Annotated in this window: 17 protein-coding genes and 1 pseudogene; 9 read left to right on the top strand and 9 right to left on the bottom strand. The window is 53.4% G+C overall.

Features of this window, described 5'->3' with window-relative positions:
- From B4A77_RS08810 to alr, 6 genes are read left to right on the top strand one after another with little or no spacing between them, the layout of a single operon-like run.
- A complete protein-coding gene (locus B4A77_RS08810) occupies positions 1 to 690 on the top strand; it encodes an SIR2 family NAD-dependent protein deacylase (protein WP_290740017.1) in 690 nt (229 codons plus the stop codon).
- A 1-nt stretch (position 691) separates the two neighbouring features.
- Complete coding sequence (mqnE, locus tag B4A77_RS08815; RefSeq protein WP_290733783.1) at positions 692 to 1732, top strand: aminofutalosine synthase MqnE; 1041 nt, start codon at positions 692 to 694, stop codon at positions 1730 to 1732.
- Between the two features lie 43 nt (positions 1733 to 1775).
- Positions 1776 to 3434: an NfeD family protein gene (locus B4A77_RS08820; protein WP_290731439.1), complete on the top strand. Its 1659-nt coding sequence runs from the start codon at positions 1776 to 1778 to the stop codon at positions 3432 to 3434.
- Positions 3435 to 3476: 42 nt separating this feature from the next.
- Complete coding sequence (gene floA, locus B4A77_RS08825; protein WP_173382619.1) at positions 3477 to 4448, top strand: flotillin-like protein FloA; 972 nt, start codon at positions 3477 to 3479, stop codon at positions 4446 to 4448.
- Between the two features lie 16 nt (positions 4449 to 4464).
- The gene (locus B4A77_RS08830) at positions 4465 to 5271 is read left to right on the top strand and encodes a hypothetical protein (RefSeq protein ID WP_290733779.1); all 807 of its coding nucleotides are present in this window, start codon (positions 4465 to 4467) and stop codon (positions 5269 to 5271) included.
- A gap of 32 nt (positions 5272 to 5303) precedes the next feature.
- Positions 5304 to 6527: an alanine racemase gene (gene alr / locus B4A77_RS08835; RefSeq protein WP_173365344.1), complete on the top strand. Its 1224-nt coding sequence runs from the start codon at positions 5304 to 5306 to the stop codon at positions 6525 to 6527.
- An 11-nt stretch (positions 6528 to 6538) separates the two neighbouring features.
- Here the strand turns inward: alr and B4A77_RS08840 are convergent, their stop codons facing one another.
- Genes B4A77_RS08840 through B4A77_RS08850 form a run of 3 tightly spaced genes read right to left on the bottom strand, consistent with a single transcriptional unit; the run spans position 6539 to position 8826 of the window.
- Positions 6539 to 7339, bottom strand: coding sequence for an amino acid ABC transporter ATP-binding protein (locus B4A77_RS08840; protein WP_290740020.1), 801 nt, complete (start codon positions 7337 to 7339; stop codon positions 6539 to 6541).
- Positions 7340 to 7356: 17 nt separating this feature from the next.
- Entirely contained in the window at positions 7357 to 8016 is a 660-nt protein-coding gene (locus B4A77_RS08845) for an amino acid ABC transporter permease (protein WP_073114339.1), read from the bottom strand.
- An 18-nt stretch (positions 8017 to 8034) separates the two neighbouring features.
- Positions 8035 to 8826, bottom strand: a complete 792-nt coding sequence (locus tag B4A77_RS08850) for an amino acid ABC transporter substrate-binding protein (RefSeq protein ID WP_290740023.1) — start codon at positions 8824 to 8826, stop codon at positions 8035 to 8037.
- Between the two features lie 196 nt (positions 8827 to 9022).
- On the opposite strand from B4A77_RS08850, the gene B4A77_RS08855 reads away from it, so the two are divergent.
- Entirely contained in the window at positions 9023 to 9241 is a 219-nt protein-coding gene (locus B4A77_RS08855) for a hypothetical protein (RefSeq protein ID WP_072811069.1), read from the top strand.
- Between the two features lie 346 nt (positions 9242 to 9587).
- Here B4A77_RS08855 and B4A77_RS08860 read toward each other — a convergent pair.
- The 4 genes and pseudogenes from B4A77_RS08860 to B4A77_RS08875 all read right to left on the bottom strand — a co-directional run.
- Positions 9588 to 9782, bottom strand: a pseudogene (locus B4A77_RS08860) (succinate dehydrogenase/fumarate reductase iron-sulfur subunit); the annotation flags it as partial.
- A gap of 219 nt (positions 9783 to 10001) precedes the next feature.
- Positions 10002 to 10568, bottom strand: a complete 567-nt coding sequence (locus tag B4A77_RS08865; RefSeq protein ID WP_290733770.1) for a hypothetical protein — start codon at positions 10566 to 10568, stop codon at positions 10002 to 10004.
- 2 nt (positions 10569 to 10570) lie between these two features.
- Positions 10571 to 11095, bottom strand: a complete 525-nt coding sequence (locus B4A77_RS08870) for a hypothetical protein (protein ID WP_290733768.1) — start codon at positions 11093 to 11095, stop codon at positions 10571 to 10573.
- 112 nt (positions 11096 to 11207) lie between these two features.
- Positions 11208 to 13532, bottom strand: a complete 2325-nt coding sequence (locus tag B4A77_RS08875; RefSeq protein WP_290733766.1) for a fibrobacter succinogenes major paralogous domain-containing protein — start codon at positions 13530 to 13532, stop codon at positions 11208 to 11210.
- Between the two features lie 518 nt (positions 13533 to 14050).
- Here B4A77_RS08875 and B4A77_RS08880 point away from each other — a divergent pair.
- The gene (locus B4A77_RS08880) at positions 14051 to 14338 is read left to right on the top strand and encodes a type II toxin-antitoxin system RelB/DinJ family antitoxin (RefSeq protein WP_290740029.1); all 288 of its coding nucleotides are present in this window, start codon (positions 14051 to 14053) and stop codon (positions 14336 to 14338) included.
- On the top strand, positions 14335 to 14748 hold the full coding sequence (locus B4A77_RS08885) for a putative toxin-antitoxin system toxin component, PIN family (protein ID WP_173382988.1): 414 nt from the start codon (positions 14335 to 14337) through the stop codon (positions 14746 to 14748). The genes B4A77_RS08880 and B4A77_RS08885 overlap by 4 nt, the downstream gene beginning before the upstream one ends.
- A gap of 155 nt (positions 14749 to 14903) precedes the next feature.
- Here B4A77_RS08885 and B4A77_RS08890 read toward each other — a convergent pair whose 3' ends face one another.
- Both B4A77_RS08890 and B4A77_RS08895 read right to left on the bottom strand, forming a co-directional pair.
- Positions 14904 to 15680 (bottom strand): succinate dehydrogenase/fumarate reductase iron-sulfur subunit, encoded by a 777-nt coding sequence (locus tag B4A77_RS08890; protein ID WP_073054923.1) that lies wholly within the window; start codon positions 15678 to 15680, stop codon positions 14904 to 14906.
- Positions 15680 to 17593 carry a fumarate reductase/succinate dehydrogenase flavoprotein subunit gene (locus B4A77_RS08895; RefSeq protein ID WP_073054921.1) on the bottom strand — a complete coding sequence of 638 codons (1914 nt, stop codon included), beginning with the start codon at positions 17591 to 17593 and terminating at the stop codon, positions 15680 to 15682. Before B4A77_RS08895 ends, B4A77_RS08890 begins: the two co-directional genes overlap by 1 nt.
- Positions 17594 to 17598 lie beyond the last annotated feature (5 nt).

The raw sequence follows: 17598 nt of genomic DNA on the forward strand, positions 1-17598 counted from the left end.
ATGGAAAAGAAATTGGTTGTACTGACGGGTGCTGGTATCAGCGCAGAATCCGGGCTCCGCACCTTCCGCGGAAACGACGGGATGTGGGAACACGAGAATATCGAGGACGTATGTACGCCCGGCGCGCTCAGGCGCGACCCGAAGCGCGTGATGGACTTTTACAACTTCTTGCGCAAGGGACTCCCCGAACACAAGCCGAACGCAGCCCACATTGCACTCGCCGAACTCGAGAAGCGCCTAGGCGACCATTTTCTGCTGGTGACCCAGAACGTTGACGACCTTCATGAACGCGCGGGCAGTAAGCGCATCTTGCACATGCACGGCGACCTGATGAAGCTCCGCTGCATGAACCACCCCGACCACGAATTCATGTTCAAGGGTGAAGAAACGCTCGAGACCAAGTGTCCGTTCTGCGGAGCAGGCACCCGCCCCGACATCGTGTTCTTTGAGGAAGTTCCGCTCTACATGGACATGATACAGAACGCACTGCGCGACTGCGACGAGTTCGTGTACATCGGCACGAGCAGCGTCGTGTACCCCGCCGCCGGTTTCAAGAACTTTGCCAAGCGCTTTGGCGCGAAGGTGACCTGCCTCAACCTCGAAATTCCCGCACACGACCCGGATACCGACGTATTTGTGCAGGGCAAGGCGACCGAAATCGTACCCAAGTGGTGCGAAGAGTTTGTATAAAATGCCGCGACTTAGCGAATCCGAAGCTTTAGACCTGTTTTTAAACGCACCGCTCGACGAACTCTGCGCACGCGCAAACGCCGAGAAGGAACGCCTGCACGGGAAATCCGTGTACTGGGTGAACAACCGCCAGATCAACTACACCAACGTGTGCGTACTGCACTGCAAGTTCTGCGCCTTCTCGAAAATCAAGAAGGATAGCCCCACCGCATACGACTGGGACTACGGCACCATCCGGAACAAGGCCGCAGAAGCGATTGCCGGAGGCGCACGGGAACTGCACATCGTAGGCGGGCTCCACCCGGACCATCCATTCGATTACTACATCGAGATGTTGCGCAAACTTCGCGTAGAATTCCCAAAAGTGAACCTGAAGGCTTTTACCGCGGTAGAGATTTGCCACTTCGCGAAAATCTCGGGCCAGACACCCCTGCAGATCATGACCACGCTCAAGGAAGCGGGCCTGGACGCCCTCCCCGGCGGAGGCGCCGAAATCTTGGTGCAGAGCGTGCGCGACCAGATTTGCCCCGGCAAGGAAACCGGCGAGGAATGGCTCGACGTGCACCGCGCCGCACACAAGATTGGCATCCCGACAAATGCCACCATGCTGTTCGGGCACATCGAGAAGCCCGAGGACCGCATCGCCCACATGCGCATGCTGCGCGACCTGCAAGACGAAGCACCCGGATTCTTCGCGTTCATCCCGCTCGTGTACCACCCGGAGCACAACGCGCTGCACAAGATTGTCCCGAACATCACGAGCGAAGAAGACATCTTGCGCACTGTCGCCGTCGCAAGGCTGTTCCTCGACAACTTCCCGCATATCAAGGCCTACTGGATACAGATGGGCATCGAGACCGCGATGAAGGCGCTACACGCCGGAGCCTCCGACCTGGACGGCACGATTATCGAGGAAAAGATTACGCATGCGGCTGGCGCCACCGTACCCGTGGGCATGAGCCCCGAGCGCATGAAGTCGCTTATTGCAGGCGAAGGCCTTACCCCGGTCGAAAGGGATGCACTATACGAACGATTCTCCTAACGAGAATTGTTCTTTTGGCAATTCTTTTTTATACATTATGGACATGAAGACGTTATCTAGAATTTTATCCGCACTCCTGCTGTTTGTGGCATTCTCCTTCGCCAACATAACGCAGGATTCCTCCGTCAGTCGTTTCGACAAGCTCAACGACCTTGCCGCCACAGGCGACTCCGCCGTTGCGACTGTCGACGCCAACAAAACCTCTGCAACCGACGTTTCCAGCGCCGTGGATTCTATCGGTCGCTCTACTCCCTCCAGAATGACAGCCAATAAGAAGCGCGCCGTCTGGATTAAGCTCGAAGGCGACGTGGAACCTTCCATGTACGATTTCTGCGCCCGCGCCATCGCCGACGCCCTCAAGGAAAATCCGGACTACATCGTCTTTGAAATCAACACCTTCGGCGGCAGGCTCGATGCCGCCTTCGACCTGGTCGACACCATCATGGCGGTCAAGGGCCCCGAGACCATCGCCCTCGTGAAGAAGAAGGCCATCAGCGCGGGCAGCCTCATCGCTCTCGCCTGCAAAAAACTCTACATGCTCGAAGCCACGACCATCGGTGACTGCGCGCCCATTGTGCAGGGCGGCGACGGCACCCCGCAAATCGTCGGCGAAAAAATACAGTCCCCGCTCCGTGCCAAGTTCAGGAACCTCGCCCAGCGCAACGGCTACCCCGAACTGCTGAGTTCCGCATTCGTAACTCCGGAACTCGAAGTGCTCGAACTCACCGCCAAGCTCGACAAGGGCAAGAAGACGGAACGCGACACAACGCTCATCATCGAAGGCCAGAAATACGCTGTCCTCGACAGCGCCGACAAGAAGTTCTGGGGCGCCCCGAAGATTCTCGTGAAGAAGGGCGAACTCCTGACCATGACCGACAAGGAAGCCATGGAACTCGGGTTCTCCAAGGGCACGTTCAAGGACCGTAACGAATTCGAGACGACGCTTGCCATCGAGAAGGCCAGTGAAGTCGAGACGACGCTCGGCGAAGACATCGCCGCCGCTATCGCGGCTATCTCCGGCATATTGCTCATCATCGGATTCGGTGCGCTCTATATCGAGTTCAAGACTCCGGGCTTCGGGCTCTTCGGTATCATCGGCATCATCCTCATCGGCATCGTGTTCCTCGGGCAGTTCGCCCCGCAGCTCGACGGCTACATTCCAGCCATCCTGCTCGTCGCGGGTGTAATCCTCTTCCTTGTAGAAATATTCGTGATGCCCGGAACATTCCTGTTCGGCATCGGCGGCATCATCTGCATGATTATCGCGCTTGCGATGTCGTTCTCGCCCGGAGAACTCCCGGAATACGTCCCCGACGCCGTCGAGACGACGTTCGATGCGACCCCATGGCTACTGGGACTGCTCTACATGCTATGCTGTGCGGGCGTCGCGCTCGTGTTCCCGATTGCCGCGAGCAAGTACCTGATTCCGCTCCTGCCCGAAGGCTGGACCCCCATGCTCAAGACCGACCTGGAAACCGCCGCCTCCCCCACGGAATCCGTGCAGGAAGTGCATGTAGGCGACACCGGTACAGCAAAGACGTTCCTGCGCCCCGTAGGCCAGGCCAGCTTTACTATGCCCGACGGCAGCACCAAGCTGTTTGACGTGCAGACCCACGGCGAAATCATCGAGGCAAACACCCGCGTGAAGGTCGAATCCGTGCAGGAAGGCCATATCTGGGTCGTTCTGGACGAGAACGCCTAAAAATTTTAGTAGAATTTGAAAAAATAACACCGGAGACAAACAATGGATACACTCCTTATCGTTGGAATCATCATTGCGGCCATCGCCGTCATCATCCTTCTCGCCTTTATCGGCAAGTTCTTCAGCCTCTGGCTCCAGGCCTTGTTCTCCAGGGCAAACGTGAGCATTTTCCAGCTCATCGGTATGCGCCTGCGTAAGGTGCCGCCCCAAGTCATCGTGGAAGCACGAATCCTCAGCTGCAAGGCGGGCCTTCCCGTAGACACGAACCTGCTCGAAGCCCACTACCTCAGCCGCGGTAACGTGCTCCGCGTGATTCAGGCCCTGATTGCAGCAAACAAGGCGAACATCAAGCTCAACTTTACGGAAGCCGCAGCTATCGACCTCGCCGGCCGTAACGTGCTCGAAGCCGTGCAGATGTCCGTGAACCCGAAGGTCATCACGACCCCGAAGGTTTCGGCAGTGGCCCTCGACGGTATCCAGCTGCATGCCATTACGCGTATTACCGTGCGTGCCAGCATCCAGAAACTCGTCGGTGGCGCAGGCGAAGATACCGTAATCGCCCGTGTGGGTGAAGGCATCGTCTCGTCCATCGGTTCCGCACAAACTCACAAGGACGTGCTCGAGAACCCGAACATGATTTCCAAGAAGGTGCTCGCATCGGGCCTCGACGCCGGTACCGCATTCGAAATTCTCTCCATCGACATCGCAGACGTGGACGTGGGCCAGAACATCGGCGCCATCCTCGAAACCGACCGTGCCGAAGCCGACAAGAAGATTGCGCAGGCCAAGGCCGAAGAACGCCGTGCCATGGCTTACGCCGCCGAACAGGAAATGAAGGCGAAGGTCATGGAAATGAAGGCGAAGCTCGTGGAAGCCGAAGCCCAGATCCCGATGGCCATGGCATCTGCTCTCCGCGACGGCAAGCTCGGCGTGATGGACTACTACAACCTCAAGAATATCGAAGCCGACACCCAGATGAGGAAGGAAATCGGCAACGCTCCCGAGGCCAAGTAAACGTTTGTAGGGCAATATGGAAACCCTAATATTCCTAGCCATCGCAGTCGTCATCGCGATCTTCGAGAACAAGGTCAAGAAATCAAGGGAACAGAAACATCTGCCTCCCTCCGTGCCCGGCGATTACGATAACGAACATGCGGAAGATTCCCAGGACGAGGCGCAGCAAGCAGCCCCGCCCCGCTCGTTGCAGGACTTGATCCGCCAGTTCGAAAATGCGCAGCGCGAGGCAGAGCAAGGAAATATCGAACCGCCGACTCCCCCTGTGGAGGAACAGCATCGTGATCCGAGCGAACCGCTTACGCTCCGGGATATCGCCGAAGAGGTCATCGGAGAAGACGTCATCGACCTTGAATTCCTGATGGACACCTTCGATGTCGACGAGAATACCGCAGCCGAAATGCTCATGGACTTGCAGGCCCACCGGATCGTGGGCCGAGACATGGGCGAAGGCGAATGCGACGTGCTGGTGCACGACCTCGACGAACTCGAAAACCTGCTGAACCGTACTGACAGCCAGCCCTCCAGTAGCAAAAAGAACGAGGCCACGGAACAGGTGCGGCAAGATGCGGATGAAGATGTTCATAAAGCCGAACTCGAACGCCAACGCGAACTCAACGAACTCGAAGCCCGCGCCAAGGCCGCCCGCGAAAATGCGGCCGCCATCGCGGCTGTATCAGCCGATGACGACGAAACTCCGGTTCGCCGCCATGCAGCCCTCGTCTCGACGAAAAATATCGCCGACGTGCGCAAGGGATTCATCTGGGCGAAGGTGCTGGACGAGCCCCGCTTCAAGCGACGCTGGAGTACACAATACCGCTAAGGGCGCTCTAAACATATTATATTTTCGCCATCATGAAACTTCTACAGACTCCCCCCGACTTAAACAAGATCGCACGCCCGAACTGGATTGAAATCAACCTGGACGCCCTCTGCAATAACATTCAATTTATCCGCAGCCAGATACCCGCGAACACGAAGATTCTCCTGCCAGTGAAGGCCGATTCCTACGGACACGGGAGTCTCGCCTGCTCGTTTGCCGCCAAGTTCGGTGGAGCCGACTACCTCGGAGTCGCCCACATCAGCGAAGGGATGCTGCTTCGCCAATACGGCATGGACTTGCCCATCCTGGTTCTCGGCCCCTGCACGCCCGCAGACTTCGCCTACTTCGTCGAATTCCAGCTCACTGCCGCCATTACGGACATCCGCACGGCCATGGCGTTCGACCAGTTCCTCAAGGAAACGGGCACGACCTGCAAGGCGCATTTGGCGATTGATACCGGCATGAACCGCTACGGTTTCGATGCCGAGGACTTCAACAACATCCGCGCGGCGCTCAGCCTCAAGAGTCTCAAGTTCGAAGGCATGTTCACGCACCTCGCCACAGCCGACATGCCGGGGAACCCGAAAACCGATATCCAGATCCAGCGCTTCACGCGGCTCGTGGACGTGCTTGAAGCGGAAGGCCTCCGTCCGGAAATCTGTCACTGTTCAAGTTCTGCGGGTACGCTCACACGCCCCGAAAGCCACTTCGACATGGTGCGTCCGGGCCTTGCGCTCTACGGCTACAACTGCATGGGGGCGGCCCCCTCGCCGTGGCCCATCAAGCCCGTCATGAAAATCAAGTCCACCATCCGCCACATCCACGACGTAAAGCCCGGCGAGACGGTGAGCTACGGTGGCTACTGGATGGCGCAACAGCCCACGCGCATCGCAACCATCGCCATCGGCTACGGTGACGGCTACCTGCGTGGCGAATACAACAAGGGATTCGTCTTTATCCGCGGACAGCTTTGCCCGATTCTCGGCCGCGTATGCATGGACGCGACGATGGTCGACGTGAGCCACATTCCCGATGTCCAGGTCGGAGAAACGGTCGACGTCGTGAACGGTGAACTCGATTTCCGCATCTCGATGGAAAGTGTCGCGGACGACCACCACACAATTCCGTACGAACTAACAAGCCGCGTGGCACGCCGCCTGTACCGCAAGTACTACTGGAAAAACCGTCTGGTGCGCTGGGACTACCTGCGTCAGGAATTCGGAGTCAAGGACTACAAGGAATTCCCGCTGCGGTAACGCTTATCACATCAAGCCTTTGAAAACCTGGACAAGAACTGTGCCAGGCGCTCGTTGCCCGATTTGCGGAACACGTGGTCGGGGGTCCCCTGCTCCACGATGACGCCACCATCCATGAAGATGACCTTGTCGGCCACGTCGCGGGCAAAGGCCATTTCGTGAGTCACAATGACCATGGTCATCTTGTCTTCGGCCAGTTTCTTGATAATCTTGAGCACTTCGCCGGTGAGTTCCGGGTCCAGCGCAGAGGTGGGTTCGTCAAAGAAAAGAATCTTCGGGTTCATCGCGAGGGCACGGGCAATGGACACCCGCTGCTGCTGACCGCCGCTAAGTTCGCAGGGGTAAGCCTTCTCCTTGCCTTCGAGGCCCATACGCTTGAGCAAGAATCGGCCCATGGCGCGGGCGTCCTTGCGCTCGTCCCCAAGCACTCGTACCGGAGCAAGACAAAGGTTCTGCAGCACCGTCAGGTGCGGGAACAAGTTGAAGTTCTGGAACACGAGTCCCGTAGAAAGACGGATTTCGCGGAGCGTTTTCGCCGGCGCGTACTTGACCGCCGGGCCAGAGCCTAAAGGTCCCTTCGCCGAATCACTCGGCACCACCATGTCCTTGCCATCGACCTGCACAAAACCGCCGTCAACCGTTTCGAGCTGGGTAAGGCAGCGCAACAGCGTACTCTTGCCGGAACCGCTGGGTCCGATAATCGAGAGCACCTCGCCCGCCTTCAGGTCAAAAGAGATATCCTTGAGCACATGCAAGTCGCCAAAGGACTTCTTGACGTGTTCTACCTTGAGGATCGGCGCAGATTCATTCATGTTTTCCATTCCACGCCTCACTTATAGTAATTGAGCTTGCGTTCCACGTAGGCGAAAAGCACGCTCAGTAAAAGGTTCGCCACATAGTAGAACACGCCCGCCACGAACAGCGGATAAATACTCGCATAGGCGGCCTGCTGTTTCTTGGCCAGCGCAAAAAGTTCCGTCACCGCAATCACCTGCGCAAGCGAAGTATCCTTCACCAGGGTAATGACTTCGTTAGCGCTTGCTGGCACCACGCGCTTGACCACCTGCGGGAGGATAATACGGAAGAACGTCTGCGTGCGGGTCATGCCCAGCATGTAGGCCGCCTCGTACTGCCCCTTGGGTATCGACTGGATGCCGCCGCGGAAAATCTCGGCAAAGTAGGCCGCATAGTTTATCGAAAACGCCACGATTACCGCCGGGAAGCGGTCAAACGAAAAATCCACGCCCGCATATTCGCTCAGGTAGTAGGAGCCGAAGTAAATCGCCACAATCTGGAGCAGCAAAGGGGTGCCGCGCATCACCGAGATGTAGAACGACACCGGGTAACGCACCACGCGCCACTTGCTCATCTTAAGGACCGCAATGAGCAGGCCCAACGGAATCGAGAACAGGAGCGTAAGCCCGAAAATGGCGAGCGTTGTGCAGAAGCCGCCCCAGAGAATCGGGAGTAAATTGCTCAGGTCAGACATGGAACCGCGCGCCGGCCGTTATTTGCCGAACCACTTGGCAGAGATTTCGTCGAACTTGCCGTCGGCCTTCATGGCAGCCAAGGTGGAATTCACGGCATCACGCAGGGCCTGGTCCTTCTTGCGGAAACCCACGGCGTAGACTTCGTCGGAGAGACCTTCCTCGAGCACCGTGTAGTCCTTCGCGTTCGTCACAATCCAGTACTTGGCCACGATTTCGTCCAGGAACACGGCGTCAACCCCACCCTTGTCCAAATCCATGAGCGCCGTCTGGTTGTCGTCAAACGGGACGATTTCCTTGGCGGCCTTGCCCGCTTCGGAAGCATCCAGCAGCTTCTGGGCGGTAGAGCCGTTCTGCACGGCAATCTTCTTGCCGGCGAGGGCAGCGAGACTTGCAAGCGCCTTGTCCTTCACCGTGAAAATCATGCGGTTCTTGAGATACGGGTCGCTCAGGTTCATGGCCTTCGCGCGGGCGCTGTCCACGCTCATGCCGTTCCAGATGCAGTCAATCTTGCCGGTGTTCAGTTCCTGTTCCTTCGCATCCCACGAAATCGGCTGCGTCTTGAGCTTCACGCCCAAGCGCGCACAAACTTCGGTGGCGAGGTCGATATCGAAGCCCACGATGTTGTTGTCCTTGTCGCGGAAACCCATCGGCGGGAAGGAATCGTCGAGACCGAGCACGAACTCGCCCGCCGCCTTCACCTTGTTCAGAGATTCATCGGCCTGAGTCTTGGATTCCGCCTTCTGGTCGTTGCAGGCAGAAAGAACCGCGGCACACGCAACCGCCGCAAACATCGCTAAAAGCTTTTTCATCTTGAAGTCCTCTTTTTGATTTACAAGAGAAATATAGAAAAAGGGCCGCATTCCAATGAATACGGATAATCAAGCAGCCCTTTTATTTAACGCCTGTATGATTCGCTTTTTAATTTTTTTCACCAAAACAGGAGTTTCAAGGCGAATTGGGTTGGCATATCAATTTTGAATAATGTATATTATGAGGGAGGTTTATATGGAAGTTCTGAACCCGACACAGCTACATCTTCTAAAGATGTTCTCTTTCGCCAAGGATTCTGAGTCTTTGGAAGAAATTCGTGTTGCCCTGATGGATGTCTTTGCCAAGAGGGTTGAAAAAGACATGGACGATCTTTGGGATTCCGGCAAATGGGACAATAAAAAGAACGAAGCTGTCTTATGCGAACACTTGCGAACTCCCTATAAAGCAGTATGAGAATTGTTCTCGACACCAATTGCCTTCTAGCCTCTCTTTCCAAAAGAGGGGCTTACTAGATTGCGCCATCGCAGGAAACGCTACATACGTCGTTTCGAATGACGCTCATTTCGACATCCTTAAAGAAATTGACTTTCCGAAATTAATCTTGAAAAATCTGCAAGAATTTTCTGCAATGCTACAATAAGCAGAATCGTTATACTACGCAAAAAGGGCCGCATCACTGCGGTCCCTTTTAATGCTTTGAATCCTATCGGGGCTACGCCCCTCTAGGATGACATGCTCAAAGGCCTGAAGCCCCACACCTCAAAGGGAGCGAAGCGACCGACCTCATACCTCACACCTCTTAGTCCTTCCCGTACACCTTTTCGGCATAGGTCACGGTAGCACCGAGGTATTCGCGGTTCATCTTGGCGATGTAATCCACGGTGATACCCTTCGGGCAGGCGGCCTGGCATTCGTACAGGTTCGTGCAGTTGCCGAAGCCTTCCTTGTCCATCTGAGCGACCATGGCGAGCACGCGCTTCTTCGCCTCGACCCTATGACAACCGTTCGCGCTAGACGCAAAAAAAAATCTAATTAGCGCTCACTCCCACCTAAAGGTGGCCATGTACACTAAGCAACAAGTTGCCAAGTGTCCAAAGGTCGCCATCACGACTCGTCAATACGAGTCGCTTTTGGCTCACAGGGGTCACTATCCCTAACGCAAATGCGGCAAATTGCTTTACCAGTGTTACTCTGATTAGAAATGAATATTCATCTATTTAAATGTTTTGATATTTACTTCAGCCTGTCTCAACGTGATGTACTCTCCATTGCTTTCATCTGCAAAATGCCCCATTATTCCCAAGTTTAAGATGCTATTATTGAAGGCCTCTTTAATAAAAAAATTCAAGTTTTCTTCAAATAATGGATTCAAATAAAGCGTGTGACCTCCATTACTAAATCCGTAATTCGTATGTAGTTTACTATTAATTTGGGTAAGAATATCCGCGCAGTTTTGTTTATCTACATCATCTATTTCCTTATTGTCTTTTCGACGAAATCCCAAGAAAAAGAGAATTCCCTTTGGCTCTTCCCTATTGACACTAATTACAAACTTATATTCTATTGTACATTTAAAGTTTTCAGTTTTGTCCTTTGGATATGTAAAATAGTATGCTAAATATAGCCGACGTTTGTCCTTCTTTTCAAGAGCAAATGTTCCTATTTCCGAAAAAGTGCCTTTAGCAAGGTTATCAAGTTTTTCTTTCAAACCATAGAGAATCGGAAAATGTTCGTGATTTACAAGCTTTAATGCTTTTGCGAATTCAGCGACGTCACTCATATTCACATCTCGGCTCTCAGAAGATATTCCGTCAAATCAACCGCTTTTTTCAACGCATCTGCCAATTTTGATTGTGTCGCCGGAGCAGTTATTTCATTTTCTTGTTTTTCATCGGGTCCTAAAGGCCACAACTCTAGACCGCGAACAGACGGTGGATACCCTTCATTTGTGAAGGTTTTAATTTTTGCGTTAGGAAAAACCTTTCGAACCACCTTTATTTCCATGTCTGTTAAATTGTTTTTCTGATAATCCTTTTTCGACGGGTCTATTTTAAGGAATTCTATGGACACATGGTCAATCGGCAGACTTGTTGAAAGAACAAGGTTGACTCTACAGCACCCATTGTCAACAGAATAGTAAACTTCATTTTTGGGAACACAACCAGCATTCACTCCCTTAGGAGAAAGATTATCCTCGCACTTAGATGTCCACGGCACGCCAGCCTGCTGAAAAACAGCATTGGCAAACTGTTCTTGGACGGGATATTGCGGATTCATATCACCCGTGTAGTATTTATTTACCGGCATATAAAACTCCTTTGTATTTAATTGTGAATTGTTTTTTTGAGCGGGGCGGGCTTGCTTGCGCTGGCCCGCGGTGGTGGACTTCCTTGGCAAGCACGCTTGCCTAGGAAGTTCATCACGGAGAATCCTTGAGGCAACGAACCGAGTAGCCGTAGCACTTATTGTAGCCGATGTAGTCGCGGTACGCATCGACCGCGCTCAAGTACCAGTAGTTGGCGCTACCGCTATAGTTCTCAGTGGCACTCCAGAAGTTGGCTCGAGTGCCGACACTGTAGAAGCTACCAGTGCTGTAGTAGCCAGCAGGGAGCGCAGCAAAGCCGTAGGTGTCCTTCGGGTCGCTCCAGTACCCCATAGCCTGCATGGCGTAAGGGGATCCCATAATGGTATAAAGAGTAACCCATTCTTCGCGTGTCGGAATGTGCCAGCCTTCAGGGCAAATTCCACGCACAGGGTATGTCGGTGTACAAAATTTGCCATATCCGCAATTCTTGCCATTCATACTCCACTTGCCCACACTATCCATAGCGGCAGCCCATGTATATAAACGCCCGTATTTTGTGCAACTGTCAGCTTCGTTGTAATAACACCAAGAATTTCCCTTCATCCCTACGTATGCCACACTGTCGGAATAATTCAGGTTTTCCGCCATCCAAGTTTGGCTTCCGATAGTTACCGTCCTGTAAGCCTTGCCATCCCTTGAATCAAACAAATCGCCTTCGACATTTTCTATGGATCCATTCCACAATCCGTCGCTACACAGATAAACAGAATCTTGCGCCACCGAAAGTTGTTTCCTAATTTCATTACCCTCTGTATAACTGACGCAACCCTTCTCAAGAGATATTTCTTCATCTGAAGCATTTCTAAATACACCTGCGTCACAAACGTATTTGTTTGTTGAAATAATCTTTCCATCAACTATTGAACCATCTGTGTTGCAAACTTTTTCGTAGGTATCGTATTCCAAAGCAGTAGCCTCCATCCAGGCATTATTCCTACAGATGTAATAAACATTTTCAAATTCGCTTACAACTTCCGCGTTACTTGTTCCGCAAATGCCAATGGCCGTTTCCCTTTCTGATACGGCCCATTTGGAGCCATCGTAAACATATACTGTATCTGTCACATTGCCTTTCTTGTACTCACCCGTCTTTCCTGTAGTCCATTCGTAGGTATCTTTTTGACAGGTGGTTGCAGCCACCCACTGATTACCATTACAGATAAAGTATTTATTAAAGTTTTTGCTCAACTTGTTGCTGTTCGGAGCAACGATATCCTTACGGTTGACGGAGCACCCGCCCAGCCCATACACGTTGTTCCAATAGATGTCCAAGTAGGTTTCATAATCTGGAATATCCAAGATGTTCCAACTCTTTACCGAGGCCCGAACGGTGCCGTAATCAAGGTCATGCGCCCAGTCTGCCATGTCGGCCTTGGTCTGCAGGTCGTTCCATTCGCCGTCGGTCTTGATATCTGCAATGAACTTGTCTATGGCATTTTGAATCTCGACATCGCTACGGTCACCCATGACCAGCGCCGAAATTGCAAGAAGAGTTGCATTGCCCGCGCTGGTGGTCGCGCTCACGCCCTCGTTCTGGAAAATGGCGAAATCTTCGGAATAGGTCACGGCGGTCGCAAACTCGAAGGCCGTCATGATCTCCTGGGCAGCCTGTTTCTTCGCGGCATAAACACTGTACCCCTTTTCTTGCACCAAGTAAAGTACACGGTCATATTCCAAATGGGTAAGCAGATTTATATTCACTTCGGTCCGTTTCTCCGAAAAGTCGGTCAAGGCTCGGAGCGTCATGGAATCCTTGGACCATTCACCGGTCACCTCGTTCCTGTAAAGACCTCGGACTTCAAGTTTCGCACAAGGGTAAGCAAGGCTCACCTTGGGAATTACAAAATCCCCCTTGTTGCTGGAGATTTCATCTTCGTAAACGACTCCCGAAGGTTTCAAATCCTTTTTCAGTTCATACAGGTTCAGCGGCGAGCCGAACTTGAACGGACCCTTCTGCGCAACACCCGTCACAGAGATATTCTCCCTGACAAAGCCCTCGGGCAAACCATCTTCGCTGGACGAGAACTTCGCGTCACTTTGAGAAACACTAGAAGACGACCCGGCTGATGAGCCTGCCGAATCATTAGCCCGATCAGGGTCCTTATTCGCTCCATCATCCAGAGTCCAGTCACCATTTTCGCAGACATAGGCGGACTTTTCGTCTTTCACGTAAGCGGTTGTCCCCTCACGCTTGCCGGAACACACAGGCAAGTCATCAAACGAGGCTGCAACGATATCGGTATCTGTAGGTTCGACAAGTTCGCCAGTCTGCCCCGAATCAGAATTCCTGTCCGTTCCACTGCCGCTGTCGTCGCCACACGCAGCGAGAGTGAAAGCAATGGATAGTGCTGCAAAATTGCCAATTTTGTTCCAAGCCATGACAGCCTCCACCGGCTAAAATCCTATAGAGTTTCGCCTTGTTCGGCCTAGAAAGCGCGACACCAATCTTGTATGGATACAAAAAAGGGGTGCGGGTTCGCTGCATTTACCAAAGCGGGGCTCTCGACTGCCTCTGACTGATAAATGCAAACGACCCACGCCCCAAACGGGCTGTTGCCCACGACCAGTTGAAATGCTGGCATGACAAACCGAGATATACCGCAAAACGGCATACCTGCGTGAGTGTTCGCCTTGTCCTCAGTCATTGGAAATTGTCGAGATTTCGCTTTGAGAACAGGGTTAAACTCTTTTTTACTCTTTAAAAATAACTTAATTGTTTTCAAAAAAAACTTTTGACATACGCTTTTTTTTTGCAATTTTTCATGTTTTCCCCTAAAATAACAATCTATCGGCTTTGATTTATTTGGATTCCCAACAAAAATATTGTATATTAATACAGGAGTATTACAATCAACTTCAAACGCACTTGTAGATTTCTGCAATGCAAAGGAGCCATCATGCCAAGTACGCTATTGCAAGTCAGGGTGGACGAAAAGACCCGTTCTGCAGCAGGAAGCATATACGAAAAGCTCGGCATCGACTTGCCGACAGCCGTACGCATGTTCCTTGCCAGAACCATTCTGGAAAACGGCATACCCTTCAGTATGAAGCTCCGTCCAGCCGCTCCCGCCGATGTTCTCGAAGCCATGAAACAGGCTTCGCAGTCAGCCGCCGATGCAGGAGTTGCAGATATGTCTCTTGATGAAATCAACGACGAAATCGCACAGGTCCGAGCCGGCAAATGAAATGCTACGCAGTCATTGACACGAACGTGCTGGTCTCCGCATTGCTAAAATGGGATTCCATTCCAGGGCAGGTCGTGCAACAAACCTACGCCCACGAGATTATTCCCGTTTTCAATGATTCTATCTTACAAGAATACGAAGAAGTGCTCTCCCGTGAAAAATTTCATTTTCCAAAAGAGACTGTCGAATTTTTGCTTTCACGCCTAAAGACAATCGGCGAAAACATGACAACCGTAGAATCGCTTGTTGGCAATTTTCCAGACCCCAAAGACGTCGTATTTTTTGAAGTCACAATGGAAAAGAACAAAACCGATGACGCATTTCTTGTCACGGGAAACCTGAAACACTTTCCAAAGCACCCCAAAGTTGTCACTCCAGCAGAAATGCTGCGTATTTTGGACAACATATAATTCTTTTATTTATACGCAAAAAGGGCCGCATCACTGCGGTCCCTTTTAATGCTTTGGATCCTATCGGGGCTTCGCCCCTCCAGGATGACACAGGAAAGGTCGGTGAGCCTGCCGAACCAACTATTCAGTTCACTTCGGCAAGCTCAGTGAACTTATTAATCCTTTCCGTACACCTTTTCGGCGTAGGTCACGGTGGCGCCGAGGTATTCGCGGTTCATCTTGGCGATGTAATCCACGGTGATACCCTTCGGGCAGGCGGCCTGGCATTCGTAAAGGTTCGTGCAGTTGCCGAAGCCTTCCTTGTCCATCTGAGCGACCATGGCGAGCACGCGCTTCTTCGCCTCGACCTTGCCCTGCGGCAAGAAGCTGAGGTGAGAAACCTTGGCAGATACGAACAACATAGCGGATGCGTTCTTACAGGCGGCCACGCAGGCACCGCAACCGATACAGGCGGCAGCGTCGAAGGCGCGGTCGGCATCAGCCTTGGGAACCGGAATCGTGGAAGCTTCAGGAGCGGCACCGGTGTTCACAGAAATGAAACCGCCAGCCTGGATGATGCGGTCGAATGCGGTACGGTCAACGGCGCAGTCACGGATAACCGGGAATGCGGCGGCGCGCCACGGTTCGATCACGATGGTGTCGCCATCCTTGAACTTGCGCATGTGAAGCTGGCAAGTGGTGGTCGCATGGTCAGGACCGTGCGGCATACCGTTGATGACGAGAGAGCACATGCCACAGATACCTTCGCGGCAGTCGTGGTCGAAGGCGAAGCCTTCCTTGCCCTGCTTCATCTGTTCTTCGTTCACGATGTCGAGCATTTCCAGGAAGGACATGTCCGGAGAAACATCGTTGATCTTGACAGTTTCGAACTGTCCCTTGGTCTTGGCATCCTTCTGACGCCAAATCTTCAAAGTCAAATTCAGTCCGCTCATTATTTGTAGCTCCTAGTAGCGAGGTGGACGTTATCAAAGGTAAGAGGTTCCTTGGAAAGTTCCGGTGCGACACCGTCGCCCTTGTATTCCCAGGCACCCACGTAGCAGAAGTTCTCGTCGTCGCGCTTGGCTTCGCCTTCCGGAGTCTGGCTTTCTTCGCGGAAGTGGCCGCCGCAAGATTCCTTGCGGTGCAGGGCGTCGAGAGTGAGGACTTCGGCGAATTCGAGGAAGTCTGCCACACGGCCGGCACGTTCCAGGTTCTGGTTGAAGGAACCTTCGGAACCCAGCACGTTGACGTTTTCCCAGAATTCGGCACGGAGGGCCGGAATCTTCTCGAGAGCCGTCTTGAGGCCGGCTTCGTTACGGGCCATGCCAACGTATTCCCACATGATGTTACCGAGTTCACGATGGATATCGTTAACAGTGCGGTGACCCTTGATGGAGAGGAGCTTGTGGATGCGTTCTTCGGTCTGCTTCTTGCAGTCTTCGAACGCGGCATCGGATTCGGAAACCTTCTCGAGCTTGGTGCCCGCGAAGTAGCCGCCGATGGTGAACGGAATGACGAAGTAACCATCGGAGAGGCCCTGCATAAGAGCAGAAGCGCCGAGGCGGTTTGCACCGTGGTCGGAGAAGTTGGCTTCACCGAGAACGAAGCAGCCCGGAATCGTGGACATCAGATCGTAGTCCACCCAGAGGCCGCCCATGGTGTAGTGGATGGCCGGGAAGATACGCATCGGGACCTTGTACGGGTCTTCGTCGGTAATCTTTTCGTACATCTGGAAGAGGTTGCCGTACTTGGCAGACACGCCTGCAACGCCCATACGCTGGATAGCGTCGGCGAAGTCGAGGTACACGGCCTGCTTGGTGTTACCCACGCCGAGACCTGCGTCGCAGACCTGCTTGGCGTTACGGGAAGCCACGTCACGGGGCACCAGGTTACCGAAGCTCGGGTACTTTTCTTCGAGGTAGTAGTAACGTTCTTCTTCCGGGATCTGGTCCGGGCTGCGAGTGTCGCCCGCCTTGCGCGGAACCCAGATACGGCCATCGTTACGGAGAGATTCGCTCATCAAGGTGAGCTTCGACTGCAGGTCGCCGTGGCGAGGAATGCAAGTCGGGTGAATCTGCGTGTAGCAGGGGTTAGCAAACAGGGCGCCGCGCTTGTAGGCACGGAATGCAGCCGTGACGTTAGAACCCTGGGCGTTTGTAGAAAGGTAGTAGACGTTACCGTAACCGCCGGTGCAAAGGCAGACAGCGTCACCCACGTGGCTTTCGAGTTCGCCAGTGATGAGGTTACGGACGATGATACCGCGAGCCTTGCCGTCGATCACGACGAGGTCCATCATTTCGCGGCGGGGGAACATTTTCACCTTACCGGCGGCAACCTGGCGCATGAGGGCCTGGTAGGCACCGAGCAAGAGCTGCTGACCCGTCTGACCACGGGCGTAGAACGTACGGGAAACCTGCGTACCACCGAAAGAGCGGTTGTCGAGAAGGCCACCGTATTCACGACCGAACGGAACACCCTGGGCCACGCACTGGTCGATGATGAGGTTCGAGTTTTCGGCCAAGCGGTGCACGTTGGCTTCGCGAGCGCGGAAGTCACCGCCCTTCACGGTATCGTAGAACAGACGGTAAACGGAGTCGCCGTCGTTCTTGTAGTTCTTGGCAGCGTTGATACCACCCTGGGCAGCAATGGAGTGTGCGCGACGGGGGCTATCCTGGATGCAGAAAGACTTTACGTTGTAACCAAGTTCGGCAAGGGATGCGGCAGCGGATGCACCGGCAAGGCCAGTACCAACCACGATTACCGTGAATTTACGCTTGTTGGCGGGGTTCACGAGCTTGAGTTCGAACTTGTGCTTGGTCCACTTTTCTTCGATGGAACCACCGGGGATTTTAGAATCAAGAATCATTAGTG

The organism is Fibrobacter sp. UBA3718, from assembly GCF_002371935.1.
Taxonomy (GTDB): Bacteria; Fibrobacterota; Fibrobacteria; order Fibrobacterales; family Fibrobacteraceae; genus Fibrobacter.

Bases quoted from the DNA above. Each gene is read 5' to 3' on its own strand.
- alr (WP_173365344.1), top strand. From the start codon at position 5,304: ATGAAACTTCTACAGACTCCCCCCGACTTAAACAAGATCGCACGCCCG.
- B4A77_RS08880 (WP_290740029.1), top strand. From the start codon at position 14,051: ATGCCAAGTACGCTATTGCAAGTCAGGGTGGACGAAAAGACCCGTTCT.
- B4A77_RS08850 (WP_290740023.1), bottom strand. From the start codon at position 8,826: ATGAAAAAGCTTTTAGCGATGTTTGCGGCGGTTGCGTGTGCCGCGGTT.
- B4A77_RS08895 (WP_073054921.1), bottom strand. From the start codon at position 17,593: ATGATTCTTGATTCTAAAATCCCCGGTGGTTCCATCGAAGAAAAGTGG.
- B4A77_RS08855 (WP_072811069.1), top strand. From the start codon at position 9,023: ATGGAAGTTCTGAACCCGACACAGCTACATCTTCTAAAGATGTTCTCT.
- B4A77_RS08840 (WP_290740020.1), bottom strand. From the start codon at position 7,339: ATGAATGAATCTGCGCCGATCCTCAAGGTAGAACACGTCAAGAAGTCC.
- B4A77_RS08890 (WP_073054923.1), bottom strand. From the start codon at position 15,680: ATGAGCGGACTGAATTTGACTTTGAAGATTTGGCGTCAGAAGGATGCC.
- floA (WP_173382619.1), top strand. From the start codon at position 3,477: ATGGATACACTCCTTATCGTTGGAATCATCATTGCGGCCATCGCCGTC.
- mqnE (WP_290733783.1), top strand. From the start codon at position 692: ATGCCGCGACTTAGCGAATCCGAAGCTTTAGACCTGTTTTTAAACGCA.
- B4A77_RS08820 (WP_290731439.1), top strand. From the start codon at position 1,776: ATGAAGACGTTATCTAGAATTTTATCCGCACTCCTGCTGTTTGTGGCA.
- B4A77_RS08810 (WP_290740017.1), top strand. From the start codon at position 1: ATGGAAAAGAAATTGGTTGTACTGACGGGTGCTGGTATCAGCGCAGAA.
- B4A77_RS08870 (WP_290733768.1), bottom strand. From the start codon at position 11,095: ATGCCGGTAAATAAATACTACACGGGTGATATGAATCCGCAATATCCC.
- B4A77_RS08845 (WP_073114339.1), bottom strand. From the start codon at position 8,016: ATGTCTGACCTGAGCAATTTACTCCCGATTCTCTGGGGCGGCTTCTGC.
- B4A77_RS08885 (WP_173382988.1), top strand. From the start codon at position 14,335: ATGAAATGCTACGCAGTCATTGACACGAACGTGCTGGTCTCCGCATTG.
- B4A77_RS08875 (WP_290733766.1), bottom strand. From the start codon at position 13,532: ATGGCTTGGAACAAAATTGGCAATTTTGCAGCACTATCCATTGCTTTC.
- B4A77_RS08830 (WP_290733779.1), top strand. From the start codon at position 4,465: ATGGAAACCCTAATATTCCTAGCCATCGCAGTCGTCATCGCGATCTTC.
- B4A77_RS08865 (WP_290733770.1), bottom strand. From the start codon at position 10,568: ATGAGTGACGTCGCTGAATTCGCAAAAGCATTAAAGCTTGTAAATCAC.